The sequence below is a fragment of the Acinetobacter endophylla genome, assembly GCF_053543775.1.
In genome coordinates this window covers 1-16,029 of sequence record NZ_JBLVOM010000030.1, presented here as the reverse complement: position 1 = coordinate 16,029, position 16,029 = coordinate 1, and the positions used below count along the sequence as shown (strand labels likewise).

Genomic DNA, 16,029 nt, shown 5'->3' with positions numbered 1-16,029 from the left:
CCACTTTCGACTAGCTCAAGTGGGGGATTCTAAAAGCAAAAGCTCTTAGGTGACTTCCTCACGGATTTCACTTGCTTTCTGCTTCACAGGGCGATCTTTACCGCATCTTCCCTCGACAGACAAAACGGTGTGTCCCACCGCTAAAATGTTGCGAGAAGCATTAATATCTGCATTCTCGCTAAAGCCACACTCGACACAACTAAAGTTTGCCTGAGTGAGCCTATTTTCTTTTGCAACGTGACCACATGAACTACAAGTCTGACTTGTATATTTAGGGTCAACTTTAACGAGTAAACCACCTCGCCATTGCTGTTTGTACACCAACATATTAACAAGCATTGACCAACCTTGATCTAGGATTGATTTGTTCAAGCCTGACTTGGCTTTCACATTCTTTCCTTTGTTCTCGATTGTACCTTTTGCTGACTTCGACATATTGGCTACTTTTAAGTCCTCAACTACGATCATTGCGTGGTTTTTGCTGAGAGTTGTAGTGACTTTATGCAAGTAGTCATGCCGAATATTGGCAATATGATGGTGTAGTTTATTGATCTTTAAATTGAGCTTTTTCCAATTTTGGCTGAACTTGGTTTTCTTCTTCAACTTGCGTTGAAGCCTAGCTAATTTAACTTGATTAGCTTTAAAACTATTGATCGGGTCGAACACCTGACCACTAGATGTTGTAATTAATTTTTTAACACCTAGATCAACACCAATGGCTGATTTGGATGGGTGAATCGGTGCATCTATTGTGCTTTCAACACCGAAAGAGATATACCACTTTCCAACATGCTTTGAGATTGTGACATTCTTGATTTCACCAAGAATCTCTTGTGATTTTCTGAATTTCACAACGCCAATGTCATTAGGCAACTTAACCTGATTACCTTTAACCCAACAATATCTGCCAAATTGAACAATGCGAATTGAATCATAACCATCAGATTTCTTTTTAAATCGTGGCATGAGTGGTCTAAGCTGAATTTCACTGCCATCGGTCAACTTAAAGAATCTTGGTTTTTTAGGCTTAAATGGTTTTTGCTTTAACTTAGCTTGTTCTTTTTTATCAAAAAATTTAGCCCAAGCATCACCAAGATCACGGACTTTTTGTTGGAGTGAAACACCATTAGAGCTTTTTTCTAAAAAAGCACACTCAGGTTTTTTTCGTAATTCAGGAATTTTATTGACTAAATTAACTTTGTTGATTCGCTCATTATTAGCAAGCATCTCGAACGATACAGCTAAAATTTGATTCCAAACAAAACGTGCAGAGCCAAGCAACTTGTTTAAAACAAGCTCCTGCTCTGCATTAGGCTCAAGCCTAAATTTATACGCTTTGTTGATTTTCATAAATGAGTATGTATGTGTTAATATAATAAAATGCTATCATTAAATGAACAATCAAACAATGACTGAAATCTATAAAAACCGCTATTCAGCCTTTAACTTACACGTACACCTAGTATTTATTACAAAGTACAGAAAGAAAATTCTAAATGATCTACATCATAAGTATTTTATTGAGTGTGTAGACGAAATATGCAAAGATTTTGATGCAGAGCTAAAAGAATGTAATGGTGAGGCTGACCATGTTCACATGCTTATTCAGTACCCACCAACTGTTCAGCTTAGTAAGTTGGTGAATAATTTAAAATCGGTAACAAGCAGAAGAATGCGGAATGAATTTTTAGATTTACGTGGTAGTTATGCAAAACCTGTTTTATGGTCACGATCTTATTTTGCAGGGTCGTGCGGTGGTGCGCCCTTAGATATTGTTAAGAAATACATTCAAAACCAACAAGCTTAAAATCTGTGAAATTCACCTCCACCCTGACTGTCGGGTGGAGTCCTCTTTTACTTAAAGATAGTCAAATATAAGAACAGAAACCGCTTTTTAGGCGGTTTTTATGTTTAAGCGATACCTATCAACTAATAAATAGCATCTTCTAATCTAGAGTATCTTATCTATATAATAAAAAAGGACGCCTCAGCGTCCTTTTTTACTTTCACTCAATTAATCAAACAAGCGATCAAAGAATGATTTTTTCTTTGGTGATGATTTGCTGTCTTCACCATCCATGGTTTCTTGCAGTTCTTTCAACAATTCACGTTGACGTGCAGTTAAATTCACTGGAGTTTCCACCACAATACGGCACAGCAAATCACCTTGCATGCTGGTACGTACCGGTTTAACACCCTTACCACGTAAGCGGAACAGTTTACCCGTTTGCGTACCTTCAGGAATTTTCAGGCTAACACGGCCATCCAGCGTAGGAATCTGAACCTCCTTACCTAGAGCTGCATCAGCAATTGATACCGGCACATCCATATACAGGTCAGCGCCATCACGCTGGAAGATTTCATGCTCACGCACCACCACTTCTACGTACAAGTCACCTGACTGACCATCACGGATCGCTTCACCCTTACCGGTCAAGCGAACGCGGTCGCCATTGTCCACACCCGCAGGAATAGTAACTTCCAGGGTTTGCTGACGATCCGACACACCCGAACCATGACATTTATTACATGGGTTCTTGATGATCTTGCCCTGACCGCGACAGGTACTACAGGTTTGCTGTACCGAGAAGAAACCTTGCTGCATACGCACTTGACCGGCACCATGACAGGTACGGCAGGTTTCGACATCGTTTGGATTTTTTGAGCCCTTACCATCACAAGCATCACACGGTGCCGGTGCAGTAAAAGTAATGGTTTTCTTGACACCTTTGACCGCTTCTTCTAGAGTCAATTCCATCACATAGCGTAAGTCGGAACCACGGCGTGCACGTTGCTGGCCACGACCACCGCCGCCACCAAAAGCACCACCGAAAATATCACCGAACTGGCTGAAAATGTCTTCTGCGCTGAAACCACCGCCGAAGCCGCCACCGCCGCCCATACCACCTTCAAAGGCCTGATGGCCCATACGGTCGTACATGCTGCGCTTTTCACCATCAGAGAGCACTTCATAGGCTTCTGCTGCTTCTTTGAATTTCTCTTCAGCTTCAGCATTGTCCGGGTTACGGTCTGGATGATATTTCATCGCCAACTTACGGTAGGCTTTTTTGATTTCATCATCACTAGCGGTTTTAGCGACGCCCAAAACCTCATAATAATCACGTTTAGCCATGTCTGGCGATGCTCCTCACGGAATTTTGTTTAATATTCAACTGAGGTCTGAAATTGGGGTCAAACTGAGTTTTACAAGGGGAAATATGAAAAAAATTATACGCTTTAGAACACAGCTTTGTTTTGAGAGAATTTATAGATGCCTTTAAACCAGGCATTGATCAGGAAAATAAAGGCAATAAAGCTGAAAATCACCCCGGTCACCACACAGGCTTTGACCCATAACTGGCTGTCCCAGGCAAAGAAAAACAGGGGAATAAACCACAGTGCAGCAAAGATCGCCAAAATGGTATAAATCACGATATTACGCATGATCCATAGTGCCTGTGCTTGTAACCAGACTTCAGCATAATCAACCTGGGTAACTTTACGGGCCAACCAGTAAGCAAAAAGTCCACTAAATAGCGTAAATAAGGCCAAAAACATGAAGACATAAGCCATCGCTACGGAACGTCGCATCTTGGTTAATGTAGTTTGAGTCATGTTTGGTTTAACCTCATTACCGGATTGGCAGTTCGGCCAATGCAGTAGTTACTTATTTTTTTAAATTATAAAAATCTCAGCTGCTACTATATTGAAAATTTCAATATTTCGCACCTGAAATTATGACAATTTTAAACAGAATTTAAACTTTTTTTCACTTTAAACCATTGTGCATATAAGGCAGGCAGGAAAAACAGGGTCAGAAGTGTCGCCACAATTAAACCACCCATAATGGCCACTGCCATCGGCCCGAAAAAAATACTGCGGGACAAGGGAATCATGGCTAAAACAGCGGCCAGTGCGGTCAAGACAATCGGGCGACAACGGCGGACTGTGGCATTGATAATGGCATCCCATGGGGATTCTCCGGCCTGAATATCCTGCTCGATCTGGTCAATCAGAATCAGGGAATTTCGCATGATCATTCCAGAAAGCGCAATCGTCCCGAGCATGGCCACAAAACCGAAAGGTTTATTGAAAAGTAACAGGAATAACACCACTCCGATAATGCCTAAAGGCGCGGTCAGGAACACAATAAAGGCCCGTGAGATGCTCTTGAGCTGAATCATTAACAGGGTCATCACTACCGCCAGGAATAAAGGCATGCCAGCATTGACCGAGTTCTGTCCACGCGCGGATTCTTCGACCGTACCGCCGACTTCCAGCAGATAGCCATTCGGCAACTCAGCTCGAAGTTGGTGCAGTGAATCGTGTAATTCATTCACCACAGTGGCCGGCTGTAAGGCCGTGCGAATATCGGCACGCACCGTGATGGTCGGTAAACGATTCCGATGCCAGATCAAGCCTTCTTCAAAGCTATATTCAATGTTGGCAAGCTGTGCCAACGGTACCGAAGTACCACGTGACGTCGGTATCGCCAGACTGCTTAAAGAAGCGACATCAACGCGTTCAGCCTGCGCACCACGTAAACGGATTTCAATCAGTTCACGCTTTTCCCGATACTGATCAATGCCGGCCCCCAAAATCGAGCTGTTCAGCACATTGGCCAGTTCGCTGCTAGTCACGCCCAACTGACGGGCACGATCCTGATCGATCTCCAGTTTGATGACTTTGCTCGGCTCACCCCAGTCTAGATGTACATTGGTGGTATTCGGATTGTCTCCCACGGTGGCTGCAACTTTCTGCGCCCATTCACGAACCAGTCCCAGATCTTCACCAGAGACCCGGAACTGCAATGGATAACCGACTGGAGGGCCATTTTCCAGCAGGGACACCCGGGTACGGACTTCCGGTAATAACAGCCGAATCTGGTCACTCAAGGATTGACGGATTTCGTTACGATCTTCCAAAGAGGATGCCAGCACCACAAACTGGGCAAAACTGGTTTGCGGCAGCTGCTGATCCAGCGGTAAATAGAAACGCGGAGAACCCATCCCGACATAGGCCACATAGTTATCAATACCCTCTTGTTTCGATAAAAAGGCTTCGACTTTTTTTACTGCAGCTTCAGTGGCTTTCAGTGATGCACCTTCTTCAAGTTTGAGATCCACCAGAATTTCAGCTCGATTTGAAGGTGGAAAAAACTGCTGCGGCACCAGCTTAAACATTAAAATGGACAGGATAAAAATCCCGACCGTGGCAGCAATGACAGTTTTACGATAGGTCACACAGGCATCGACCCAACGACGAAAACCCTGATAAAACCGGGTTTGATAAGGATCATAATGTTCGCTGGCATGATGCACAATCGGCTGAGGTTCTGGCTGTTTGCACAGACGTGCCCAAAGCCGCTGATACCACGGTGCTTTTTGAATTAAATCTTTGTTGAAATCCGGTAAAAGTTTATCGCCTAAATATGGCACAAACAGTACCGCGGCCAGCCAAGATACCAGCAATGCGATGGTCACTACCTGGAAAATCGAACGGGTATATTCCCCGGTACTCGAAGCTGCAGTGGCGATCGGCAGAAAACCGGCAGCGGTAATCAGGGTCCCGGTCAGCATAGGAAAAGCCGTGGTGCGCCAGGCATGCCCGGCCGCCTGTAAACGGCTATAACCCTGCTCCATCTTAATCGCCATCATTTCAATGGCGATAATGGCATCATCGACTAGCAGACCGAGGGCCAGAATCAGCGCCCCCAAGGAAATTTTATGCAGTCCGACATCAAACAGCTGCATACCGGCAAAGGTCATGGCCAGCACCAGCGGAATCGAGAAAGCCACCACCAGACCGGTCCGGAAACCGAGCGAGAAAAAACTGACCAGCAATACGATAATCACCGCTTCTGCCAGCACTTTCATAAATTCGTTAATACTGCGTTTAACTGCCACCGGCTGATCGGAGACTTTTTGCAGTTCCATGCCGAGGGGCAGGGCTTTTTGCAGGCGGGCGAATTCCTGTTCCAGATTTTTACCCAAAGCAATGATGTCCCCGCCCTTGCGCATCGATACAGCAATACCAATGCCGTTTTCGCCCATAAAGCGCATCCGCGGTTGTGCCGGATCACTAAAGCCTCGATAGACTTCTGCGACATCCCCCAGCTGAATAGTTTTGCCATTGACCAGCAGCGGCATCTGTCTTAACTCTTCAACACTGTTTAATGCACCACTGACCCGCACCTGAATCCGGTCTGAACCGGTTTCAAAAAAACCGGACTGGGTGGTGGCATTTTGCTGCTGCAGGGCTTGCTGAATCGCCATGACTGGAACGCCCAGCTGAATGGCCTTGGTATTGGAAATCTCAATCCAGATTTTCTGGTCTTGCAGGCCAATCAGTTCAACTTTGGCGACATCTTTGACCCGTTGCAGTTGCAGCTGTAAGCGGTCGGCGTATTCCTTGAGGGTCGCATAGTCAAAATCTTTACCCTTGAGCACATAAATATTGCCAAAGGTATCGCCGAATTCATCATTAAAGAACGGCCCTTGTACTCCTTGTGGCAATTCATGCCGGATATCGCCCACTTTCTTGCGCACGTTATACCAGACATCCGCGACATCTTTCGAAGCCAGAGAATCCTTGGCAACAAAAGTCACCATGGATTCACCCGGACGTGAATAGGCCATGATGCGGTCATACTGTCCCGTGGTCATCAGTTCCTTTTCAATCCGGTCAGTGACCTGTAGGGATACTTCTTTGGCACTGGCACCCGGCCAATAGGTCTGGATCACCATGACTTTAAAAGTAAAAGGCGGATCTTCACTTTGTGACAGTTGGGAATAAGAGACGATGCCGATCAGACCCAGCAGGATCATAAAATACAGCACCAGACCTTTATTTTTTAAGGCCCATTCCGACAGGTTAAAGTTCATGCTTAACTCCCTGCCTGAATGGTCACACGACGGTTTTCACGATCAATCGGATTGATTTTTTGCTGGTTACGCAGCAGATGTACGCCGCCAATCACTACATAATCTTCCGGCTTGAGGCCACTGAGTACAGGAACACTGTCCCGGCCATAGGCACCGAGCTGAACCGGAACTTTACGCAAGGTATGATCCGGCTGGACCACCATCACATAAGCCTGCTGATCCGTTGCCGAGACACTGGATAGCGGCACACTGAGCATATTGTCGCGGCTGTGCTGAAAAAATACCCGGGCACTTTGCCCCAGCTGGATCTGACCATTGCCTTCACGTAAGGAAACTTTAACCCGAAAGGTACGCGACTGGTCCGCTGCTGGTGAAATCTCGCGGACAAAAGCGGCAAATTCCTCTTCAGGTTTGGACCATAATGTCACTGTAGCTGCCTGTCCAACCTTGATCTCCGAAATAGCCTGTTCCGGTACGCCAATTACCACTTCACGCTCACCGGCAATCGCCAGTTCATACGCCGCCTGCCCGGCAGCCACCACCTGTCCTGTTTCTATATTGCGTGCAGTGATCACGCCGTTTCTGGTGGCAATCAGCTGGTTATAAGCAGTCTGGTTTTTAGCGGTATCGTAGTTGGATTGTGCCTGTTTCAGATTTGATAGGGCGGTCTTGTACTGGTTTTCGATCGCGTCATATTGTGAGCGGCTCACGGCATTGGATGGCAATAACTGCTTGAAACGTTGTAATTCATCCTGAGCAATCTTAGTAGCAGACTGCGCGCTTTCCAGCTGGGCACGTGCTGCATTCAGCTGCAGCTGGGCATCTTTGACATCCAGAGTTGCCAGGACTTGCCCGGCTTTGACCTGGTCACCCACATCAGCGAAGCGCTGGGTCACCTGCCCAGCGACCCGAAATGCCAGCGCCGTTTGCTGGCGTGCCTGCACATCACCGGCATAACTTTTTAATTCATGCTGTGAAGTGGTGGGTGTCGCCACCATGACAAAGGGAACTTCCTGTTGTGCTGCAGCAGTATCTTTGCTGCACCCGCTTAAAGTCACGCTGCAAAGCACCACCATGCCAGCCAATACGCTGTAAATCCTGCTCATCTTATTCGCTCTTATCTGATCGTCTTTTTTAGGGCAAACTATGCTGATATATTGAATTGCTTGTTTTTTAATTAATATACCACCCGGTACACTAATTAAAACTCAAGCTTCAAAGCAATGACCGTATTGACTTTTTTTGGAAGAAATTGTGCAAATACCTGTAGGACGACCCAAGGATCTGGAAAAGCGTCAGCGCATCCTCAGCGTGGCCAAAGCGCTGTTTTTAGCGCATGGCTATCATGCCTCCAGCATGAACCAGATTGCACGTGAGGCAGGTGTGACCAAGCTGACGGTGTATAACCATTTTCAGGACAAGGCGACCCTGTTTAGCTGTGCGATTGAGGATACCTGTGAAGCCATTCTGCATGAACATCCTCAGCTCTTGCAGCCGAGCAGTGACTTTGCGCAGGAGTTTTATCAGGCCTGTCAGCGCGCTTTAAATATTATTAATTTACCAGAAGCGATCAAGCTGGACCTGTTACTGATGGAACTGGCCTCGCAGCAAAGTCCTCTGGCAGAACAGTTTTATGAGGCCTCGCATAGCAAACTGGATGCAGTCTGGAATGATTTCTTTGCTCTGGCCCAACAGTACAGCTTTATTCAGGTCGATCTTCCAGAAAAACAGACCGAGCTGATCGTGTCCCTGCTGACCGGAACCCGTCATCAGAAAATCCTGCTGGGTCTCAGCCCTCCCCCTTCAAGCGCAGAACAGCAACAGATCATTAGCGAGGCCATTGAACTGTTTATGCTGAAATATGCTCTGCCTGACTAAAGCCTTCTCTCAGGATCGAGCACCGATAACCATATGTGGCCTAAAATTTGCTAAAAAAGCAGCCAATGCTCTGCAACTTTTGTCTCTAAGGGACTTGGATTGTCATGCAGTCGCGGTATAGTCAAAGCATGCATGTGAGGGAATAAAAAATGATTCAACAGATTGATGCACCACTACGCGAAGACGTACGCTTACTGGGTAATTTGCTTGGGGAAACCTTAAAATTACATGCCGGGCAGGATTTGTTTAATCAGATCGAGCAGATCCGTGCCCTATCCAAAGGCGCTCGCGATGGACAGGTCGAAGCAGAAAAACAACTGGAACAACTATTTTTGAGTCTAGAAGATGCAGAAATCCTGCCGCTGACCCGCGCCTTTACCCACTTTTTAAACTTTGCCAATATTGCCGAACAATATCATGTGGTACGTCGTCGCCGTCAGAGCGAGTTTGATGACACTGCAGAATCGCCCAATCCTCTGGTGCCTTTATTTGAAAAATTTAAACAGCAGGAGATTTCTGCCGATACGCTGTATCAGCAAATCTGTGAACTGAAAATTGAACTGGTTCTGACCGCGCATCCCACAGAAGTCAGCCGCCGTACCCTGATTCAAAAATATGACGGTATCAATAATGCCCTGTCCAAATTTGACCAGCAGAAACTGACTCCACGTGAACGTCAGGCAGTTCTGGCCGATCTGAAACAGCTGATCAGCTCTGCCTGGCAAACCGATGAAATCCGTCAGCATCGTCCAACTCCGATTGATGAAGCCAAATGGGGCTTTACCACCATTGAGCAGACCTTGTGGAATGCGGTTCCGAAATTTATCCGGGAACTGAATAGCATGGTCACAGAACAGTGTGCTCAGAACCTGCCCCTAGATGTGGCACCGGTACGTTTTGCCTCCTGGATGGGCGGTGACCGCGACGGCAACCCGAATGTGACCCATACCGTCACCCAGGAAGTGCTGTGGCTGTCGCGCTGGAAAGCAGCCGACCTTTATGTACGCGATATTGAAAACCTGCGCTGGGAACTGTCTATCCAGCAATGTAGCCCGGAAATTTCCGAAGCCTTGGGCCAGCCCCATCCTGAACCCTACCGTGAATATTTACGTGACACCCGTACCCGCCTGAAAGCCACACGGCACTGGCTGGCAGAAAAATTAAAAGGCAATGATGCCGATGACAGTCTGGTGATTAAAAGTAAAGACGAACTTTTACAGCCACTCCTGACCTGCTACCGTTCGCTGATGGACTGCAATCTGGCCGAAATTGCCAATGGCAGCCTGCTGGACTTTATTTACCGGGTCAACAGTTTTGGGATCGAACTGCTAAAACTGGATATCCGTCAGGAATCGGGTCGTCACCGTCAGGCGATTTCTGCGATTACCGAATATTTAGGACTGGGGAATTTTGAAACCTGGACTGAACAGGCACGGCAAAACTTTTTACTGCAAGAGCTGCAAAGCAAACGTCCGTTGCTGCCAAAACATCTGAATGAGCCAGCAGGCAGCCTGATTGAACATCCGGATGTACAGGAAGTGTTTGCCACCATGCGTACGCTAGCCGAGCAACCGAGCGAATCTCTGGGTGCTTATATCATCTCGATGGCGGAATATCCAAGTGATGTGCTGGCGGTTTTATTGCTACAGAAAGAAGCCGGCATCAAGCAGGCGCTACGGGTGGTTCCCCTGTTTGAAACCTTAAAAGATCTGGATGGCGCAGCCGCAACCATGTCGACCCTGTTCAATATGCACTGGTACAAACAGCATATTCAGGGCAAACATGAGGTCATGATTGGCTATTCGGATTCTGCCAAGGATGCTGGTTTTATGTCGGCCAACTGGGCCCAATATCGTGCCCAGGAAGAACTGACCGCAGTTGCCCAACAACATGGCGTGCAATTGACCCTGTTCCATGGTCGTGGCGGTTCAATTAGCCGTGGCGGTGCGCCAACCCAGCAGGCACTCTTCTCTCAACCGCCAGGGTCGATTTCAGGTGCGATCCGGGTGACTGAACAGGGCGAAATGATCCGTTTCAAATTCGGTCTGGAAGAAATCGCCCTGCAGAATCTGGAAATTTATACCGCTGCAACACTGGAAGCGACCTTACTCCCGCCACCTGAACCCAAACAGGAATGGCGCGACTTGATGCATCAAATGACCGAGCTATCGGTGCAGGTCTATCGCCAGACCGTCCGGGAAAATCCGCATTTTGTGAAATACCTGCGTACCGTCACGCCAGAACTTGAACTGCAAATGCTGCCACTGGGTTCACGGCCGGCGAAACGTAAAGTCAGTGGTGGGATTGAATCACTGCGAGCGATTCCCTGGGTCTTTGCCTGGACCCAGATTCGCCTGATGTTACCGGCCTGGCTCGGTACCGGTGCTGCATTAAATGCGGTACTGGATCAGGGACAACGCACGGTACTGGATGAGATGCTGGCAGAGTGGCCGTATTTTCAGACCCTGATTGATATGCTGGAAATGGTACTGTCCAAAGCCGATGCCAATGTGGCGCTATATTATGAATCGCATTTGACTCAGGATGAAGATCTTAAAGTTCTGGGAACAGAACTGCGTCAGCGTTTGCAGGATGCTGTACAAACCCTGTTGAGCTTAAAAGGCGAATCGAAACTCCTGAGCAGTAACGGTGTACTGGATCAGTCGATGAAAGTACGTAAACCCTATTTGTTACCGCTGCACTTACTGCAAGCTGAACTGATGAAACGTCGCCGTTTATATCTGGAACAGCAGCAGGCTGAAAATACCCCGGTCGATCATGCCTTAATGGTCAGCATTGCCGGCATTGCAGCCGGTTTACGTAATACCGGCTGATTTTTCGCCCTCGCGTTCAAAGCACATCCTGGTGATGTGCTTTTTTTGTACATGAATTGGCCAAAACCACTCACTGCATCGTATTTTTTATAACTAAAATAACAAATCTTTATGAGTGAATTTTAAGCATAGCTATATGATTAATCCACTGATTTAACGCTACTTTTATATTAAAAATATTTACCAATTGATAAAAAATAAATAAAAGTCAATGAATTAACTTGAACAAAAAGTTGAAAGGAGTGATTAAAACTTCCAAAAAACCGGAGTATGATGTGCACAATTTATCTTTTGAGTGCTCATTTTATGTCCAGTTGGTTTCCCAAATGGCGCCCGTATGAGGGCAGTATCGATGCACGACCAGTAGGTACCGCAGAGTATTTGCCACCCGCACAAACGGTAGTTTTGGGTGTACAGCATGCCTTTGCCATGTTTGGCGCAACCGTACTGGCACCTTTTTTAATGGGCTTTGATCCAAACCTGGCAATTTTAATGTCAGGGATCTGTACCATCCTGTTCTTTTTAATCACCGGTGGCCGGGTTCCAAGTTATCTAGGTTCAAGCTTTGCCTTTATTGGTGTGGTCATCGCAGCAACTGGTTATGCGGGTGGTGGCGGACTGAATCCGAATATTGGCGTTGCAGCAGGCGGGATTATCGCATGTGGCATCTTCTATGCGCTGATGGGCTTTCTGGTCATGGCGACGGGCACCCGCTGGATCGAAAAGCTGATGCCACCGGTAGTGACCGGTGCCGTGGTGATGATCATTGGCCTGAACCTTGCTCCAGTCACGGTTAAAAGCGTCATGGGCAACACCTTTAATATGTGGATGTCTCTCGTTACCGTGATGTGCATGGGCTCGATTGCCGTCTTTACCAAAGGCCTGCTGCAACGCCTGCTATTATTGGTCGGTCTGTTACTGGCCTATCTGATCTATTTCATGCTCAGCAATGTCATGGGTTATGGCACTGCAATCAACTTCCTTCCCATTCAGCAAGCAGCCTGGTTCGGTTTACCGACCTTCCATGCACCGACCTTTGAATTGAATGCCATGCTGATCATTGCGCCGATTGCCTTGATTCTGGTGGCTGAAAATCTGGGCCATATTAAAGCCGTAGGTGCGATGACCGGTGAAAACCTGGATCCGCATATTGGTAAAGCCTTTGTTGCAGATGGTATTGCCACGACTTTAGCGGGTGGTGTGGGTGCGCCGGGTATGACCACCTATGGTGAAAACATTGGCGTGATGGCCGTAACACGGGTCTACTCGACTATCATCTTTGCCGTCGCGGGTGTCTTTGCTGTGTTCCTGGGTTTATCGCCTAAGTTTGGTGCGATTATTCATACGATTCCGACAGCGATTCTGACCGGTGCTTCGATTATAGTCTTTGGTTTGATTACTATTGCTGGTGCCAAAATCTGGATTGAGAACAAGGTCGATTTTTCGCAGAACAAGAACCTGATGGTGGCTGCGGTGACCATTATTTTAGGTACGGGTGATTTTGCCCTGACTTTTGGTAGCTTCAATCTGGGTGGTATTGGTACGGCAACGTTTGCAGCCCTGTTCTTAAACTGGTTCTTCAGTCTGGTCGATAAAAAATAAAATTCAGCGATGCCTGGGCACAGCCTGTTGCAAGCAAAAAGACCGAACATATATGTTCGGTCTTTTTTGTAGCCTAAAACAGTCTGTCTAGAATGAACTGTTTTAAGTGACTGGCAATTGATTCACGTTGGCTTATTTCTGTTTTTTAAGCGCTTGCTTCAGTTGCTTCAATTTGCCTTTATGTTTTGAAATCTTTTTCAAACGTGCTTTGATTTCTTGCTTTAAAGATTTAACTTGCTTAGCCATGGTATTACTCCCTAGTAAGGCTATTCGTTAGGCTTGTGTTGTTTCACAAAACCACGAATAAATTTTCTTAATTCACGAGCAGCACTAGTATCCAGTTCTTCGCAGAGACGAATAAATTCATCACGCTCCGTACTCTGAATACGAATTAAAAGTTGTCCATCTTTCTTGCCTGTCTTTATTTTTTTGATTTGCTCGCTCATTGCTTATCTCTCCAAAATAAAGACTGCTTTGCAAAAGATGTATATACAATATATATACTTTTTAAATTAAATCAAACTTACATTGTAAAAATATTTAATAAAATCAATTTCTTTTTTTTACTACAATTTCTATAAAACCGTGCAAAGCCTGTCCAGGCAAGGCTTTAGGCAATTGGCTGAATGGGCTTTTTATGGATAAATTATTTTTGCAAAAAGGCGATGTTATGCTTAAAAATCGCCATGGCTACAGCAAGATCTCCTGCATAGCTTGAAGATCGTCCGGCGTAGTTGAACTGAAATGAGCCTGTTTAAGGACGAAACTCTTTCAGTTCACGTTGAATAAAGTATTGGAACATTTCACGGTATAGATGTTCAATAAACTCCTGATCGAGGCCCTGCTTTTGCGCCAATGCCCTAACATTTTCTACAATCTGTTCCATACGTTCTGGTGACTGCAAATCGGTTTCGGTTTTTTTGAAACGGGTGGTTTGATCAACATAAAATTGACGCGCAGCGATCAGCTCAACTAAAGCTGTATCAATGGCATCGATCTGTTGACGTGCATGTTCTAGTGATTCAGCTTTGATCTTTTCCATGTTTTTTCAGTTCACTTTCAGTTTGATTATTACTTTTATACTTTTCTTCTAACACATTACTGAAAATACTTTCAATCATCCAGACCCGATATAAGCTATTAAATGTATAACTTTGATCATCTATCCGCAGTTCCAGTACCGGAAAGTTCGGCTGCGACTTCATTTCACAGAGCATATCATTGTCCTGCAGCTTCACCAGAATATCGTTCTGGGTCAGATCTACAATATTTAACTGTTGCTGCAAAAGTTTGAAATGGGGTGCATAAGACAGGTCTTCACCACGGGTCCAGACAGCCTGCAAGATCTGGTACATCGCCTCAATCCGCTGCTCCTCGGGACAGCTATAAAATAACTGTGCCATTGGCGCAATCGCCTGCTCGGTCGGTCGGCAAAACGGGGTAAATTCTACGTCCGTCCGTTTGGATAAACGTGTGGCCAGACTCCAGTCAAACTCATCCCGGCCACGATAGGACAAGGGATAGACATTCAACTGGATATTATAATAATCGGCCAGTTCTTCCTTGATATAGGCCAGCAAAAGCCAGGAGATCGGATCTTCCAGCGCGATATACAAGTCCAGTTCCGGATCCATCGACTGGATCTCGTTCAGCTCTTCAGCATCACTGATCAGATGCTCACGCCATTCAATGTGATCGATCATAAAAATCGGATTACCGGTCAGCAGTTTTTGCTGCTCCAGACGCCGGGTCAGACGCAACAGGTCATCGACTGCCTGATACTGGCGTCCGCCTAAATTAAAATAGCTGGCCAGAATCGGGGTCTGGTCAAAAATACGTTCGGGAAAGTCCTGTGGCTGATGATGACGACTGGCCATGGCATAAAGGGTTCGTAATTTTCCGGTCTGTTTTTGCCACAACATATGAAACACATCTTCCAGCAAATACAGAAAATCCTGCCCGCGCAGCGGGGTATGCCGTAAAATCAGTTCCGCCTGTTGCAAGGCTTCAGCGCTGGGCAATTCTGGCGTGTCATGAAAACTAAAACGATGCTGTTTCGACAGAATCTTGGCATCATTTAGGGTGTAGTGCTGCCATTCATCAAAAGACATCTGATTTGGGGGGGCTGCATGCGAACTGGAAATAATTACTTTCAGCGGCTTGAGCTGCGGACTTAAAATTTCTTCGAGCTGGGGCAGCTGCTGTACCGCCAGATAGCTGTACACATCATCCAGTCTTAAATGGATACTCAGCCCATCTTGAATAGATAACACCGTTTGACGGATTGGTTTCTGGTAAAACCAACTCGATCGGATTGGATCAAACCAACGGCGTAACAGGGACATGAGTTCGGCCTCGACAAAGATGACGGTGTGCAGTTCAAAAAATTGAATCTGTACAGAATAATCTATTTTTAAGATCGCAGAGCAAAAGCCCTGCATGGTGTAAAAACTTATATCAAGTCTTGACATACCCCCCCACTTTCGACTAGCTCAAGTGGGGGATTCTAAAAGCAAAAGCTCTTAGGTGACTTCCTCACGGATTTCACTTGCTTTCTGCTTCACAGGGCGATCTTTACCGCATCTTCCCTCGACAGACAAAACGGTGTGTCCCACCGCTAAAATGTTGCGAGAAGCATTAATATCTGCATTCTCGCTAAAGCCACACTCGACACAACTAAAGTTTGCCTGAGTGAGCCTATTTTCTTTTGCAACGTGACCACATGAACTACAAGTCTGACTTGTATATTTAGGGTCAACTTTAACGAGTAAACCACCTCGCCATTGCTGTTTGTACACCAACATATTAACAAGCATTGACCAACCTTGATC

At 46.1% G+C, this 16,029-nt stretch carries 13 protein-coding genes; 4 read left to right on the top strand and 9 right to left on the bottom strand.

All coding sequences use genetic code 11. The features are described 5' to 3' along the window. Positions 1–45: 45 nt before the first annotated feature. Positions 46–1,350, bottom strand: coding sequence for an RNA-guided endonuclease InsQ/TnpB family protein (locus ACNPNW_RS03875; RefSeq protein ID WP_448766547.1), 1,305 nt, complete (start codon positions 1,348–1,350; stop codon positions 46–48). 43 nt (positions 1,351–1,393) lie between these two features. On the opposite strand from ACNPNW_RS03875, the gene tnpA reads away from it, so the two are divergent. Continuing rightward, positions 1,394–1,807 carry an IS200/IS605 family transposase gene (tnpA, locus tag ACNPNW_RS03870; protein ID WP_305158304.1) on the top strand — a complete coding sequence of 138 codons (414 nt, stop codon included), beginning with the start codon at positions 1,394–1,396 and terminating at the stop codon, positions 1,805–1,807. A gap of 207 nt (positions 1,808–2,014) precedes the next feature. On the opposite strand, the gene dnaJ is transcribed toward tnpA, so the two are convergent. The 4 genes from dnaJ to ACNPNW_RS03850 all read right to left on the bottom strand — a co-directional run bounded on the left by dnaJ (position 2,015) and on the right by ACNPNW_RS03850 (position 7,990). Then, entirely contained in the window at positions 2,015–3,133 is a 1,119-nt protein-coding gene (gene dnaJ, locus ACNPNW_RS03865) for a molecular chaperone DnaJ (RefSeq protein WP_180001689.1), read from the bottom strand. A gap of 104 nt (positions 3,134–3,237) precedes the next feature. Then, complete coding sequence (locus ACNPNW_RS03860) at positions 3,238–3,615, bottom strand: sodium/proton-translocating pyrophosphatase (RefSeq protein ID WP_164542996.1); 378 nt, start codon at positions 3,613–3,615, stop codon at positions 3,238–3,240. A 131-nt stretch (positions 3,616–3,746) separates the two neighbouring features. Next, positions 3,747–6,884 carry an efflux RND transporter permease subunit gene (locus ACNPNW_RS03855; RefSeq protein ID WP_219307837.1) on the bottom strand — a complete coding sequence of 1,046 codons (3,138 nt, stop codon included), beginning with the start codon at positions 6,882–6,884 and terminating at the stop codon, positions 3,747–3,749. Positions 6,885–6,886: 2 nt separating this feature from the next. Continuing rightward, complete coding sequence (locus ACNPNW_RS03850) at positions 6,887–7,990, bottom strand: efflux RND transporter periplasmic adaptor subunit (RefSeq protein WP_005268198.1); 1,104 nt, start codon at positions 7,988–7,990, stop codon at positions 6,887–6,889. Between the two features lie 148 nt (positions 7,991–8,138). On the opposite strand from ACNPNW_RS03850, the gene ACNPNW_RS03845 reads away from it, so the two are divergent. From ACNPNW_RS03845 to ACNPNW_RS03835, 3 genes are all read left to right on the top strand, one after another. Next, the gene (locus ACNPNW_RS03845) at positions 8,139–8,762 is read left to right on the top strand and encodes a TetR/AcrR family transcriptional regulator (protein ID WP_005268199.1); all 624 of its coding nucleotides are present in this window, start codon (positions 8,139–8,141) and stop codon (positions 8,760–8,762) included. 149 nt (positions 8,763–8,911) lie between these two features. Beyond that, the gene (gene ppc / locus ACNPNW_RS03840) at positions 8,912–11,596 is read left to right on the top strand and encodes a phosphoenolpyruvate carboxylase (RefSeq protein WP_005268200.1); all 2,685 of its coding nucleotides are present in this window, start codon (positions 8,912–8,914) and stop codon (positions 11,594–11,596) included. 306 nt (positions 11,597–11,902) lie between these two features. Beyond that, positions 11,903–13,198, top strand: a complete 1,296-nt coding sequence (locus tag ACNPNW_RS03835; protein WP_004728924.1) for a solute carrier family 23 protein — start codon at positions 11,903–11,905, stop codon at positions 13,196–13,198. Between the two features lie 266 nt (positions 13,199–13,464). Here the strand turns inward: ACNPNW_RS03835 and ACNPNW_RS03830 are convergent, their stop codons facing one another. The 4 genes from ACNPNW_RS03830 to ACNPNW_RS03815 form a co-directional block, all read right to left on the bottom strand. Next, entirely contained in the window at positions 13,465–13,644 is a 180-nt protein-coding gene (locus ACNPNW_RS03830; protein ID WP_004280844.1) for a hypothetical protein, read from the bottom strand. 308 nt (positions 13,645–13,952) lie between these two features. Further along, positions 13,953–14,240 carry a chorismate mutase gene (locus ACNPNW_RS03825; RefSeq protein WP_004647685.1) on the bottom strand — a complete coding sequence of 96 codons (288 nt, stop codon included), beginning with the start codon at positions 14,238–14,240 and terminating at the stop codon, positions 13,953–13,955. After that, on the bottom strand, positions 14,221–15,543 hold the full coding sequence (locus ACNPNW_RS03820) for a hypothetical protein (RefSeq protein WP_174894700.1): 1,323 nt from the start codon (positions 15,541–15,543) through the stop codon (positions 14,221–14,223). Before ACNPNW_RS03820 ends, ACNPNW_RS03825 begins: the two co-directional genes overlap by 20 nt. Before the next feature lie 177 nt (positions 15,544–15,720). Continuing rightward, positions 15,721–16,029, bottom strand: a 309-nt coding sequence (locus ACNPNW_RS03815) for an RNA-guided endonuclease InsQ/TnpB family protein (RefSeq protein WP_448766546.1), incomplete at its 5' end; no start/stop codon positions are given.

Bases quoted from the DNA above. Each gene is read 5' to 3' on its own strand.
- ppc (WP_005268200.1), top strand. From the start codon at position 8,912: ATGATTCAACAGATTGATGCACCACTACGCGAAGACGTACGCTTACTG.
- ACNPNW_RS03875 (WP_448766547.1), bottom strand. From the start codon at position 1,350: ATGAAAATCAACAAAGCGTATAAATTTAGGCTTGAGCCTAATGCAGAG.
- dnaJ (WP_180001689.1), bottom strand. From the start codon at position 3,133: ATGGCTAAACGTGATTATTATGAGGTTTTGGGCGTCGCTAAAACCGCT.
- ACNPNW_RS03855 (WP_219307837.1), bottom strand. From the start codon at position 6,884: ATGAACTTTAACCTGTCGGAATGGGCCTTAAAAAATAAAGGTCTGGTG.
- ACNPNW_RS03830 (WP_004280844.1), bottom strand. From the start codon at position 13,644: ATGAGCGAGCAAATCAAAAAAATAAAGACAGGCAAGAAAGATGGACAA.
- ACNPNW_RS03835 (WP_004728924.1), top strand. From the start codon at position 11,903: ATGTCCAGTTGGTTTCCCAAATGGCGCCCGTATGAGGGCAGTATCGAT.
- ACNPNW_RS03825 (WP_004647685.1), bottom strand. From the start codon at position 14,240: ATGGAAAAGATCAAAGCTGAATCACTAGAACATGCACGTCAACAGATC.
- ACNPNW_RS03860 (WP_164542996.1), bottom strand. From the start codon at position 3,615: ATGACTCAAACTACATTAACCAAGATGCGACGTTCCGTAGCGATGGCT.
- ACNPNW_RS03850 (WP_005268198.1), bottom strand. From the start codon at position 7,990: ATGAGCAGGATTTACAGCGTATTGGCTGGCATGGTGGTGCTTTGCAGC.
- tnpA (WP_305158304.1), top strand. From the start codon at position 1,394: ATGAACAATCAAACAATGACTGAAATCTATAAAAACCGCTATTCAGCC.
- ACNPNW_RS03820 (WP_174894700.1), bottom strand. From the start codon at position 15,543: ATGTCCCTGTTACGCCGTTGGTTTGATCCAATCCGATCGAGTTGGTTT.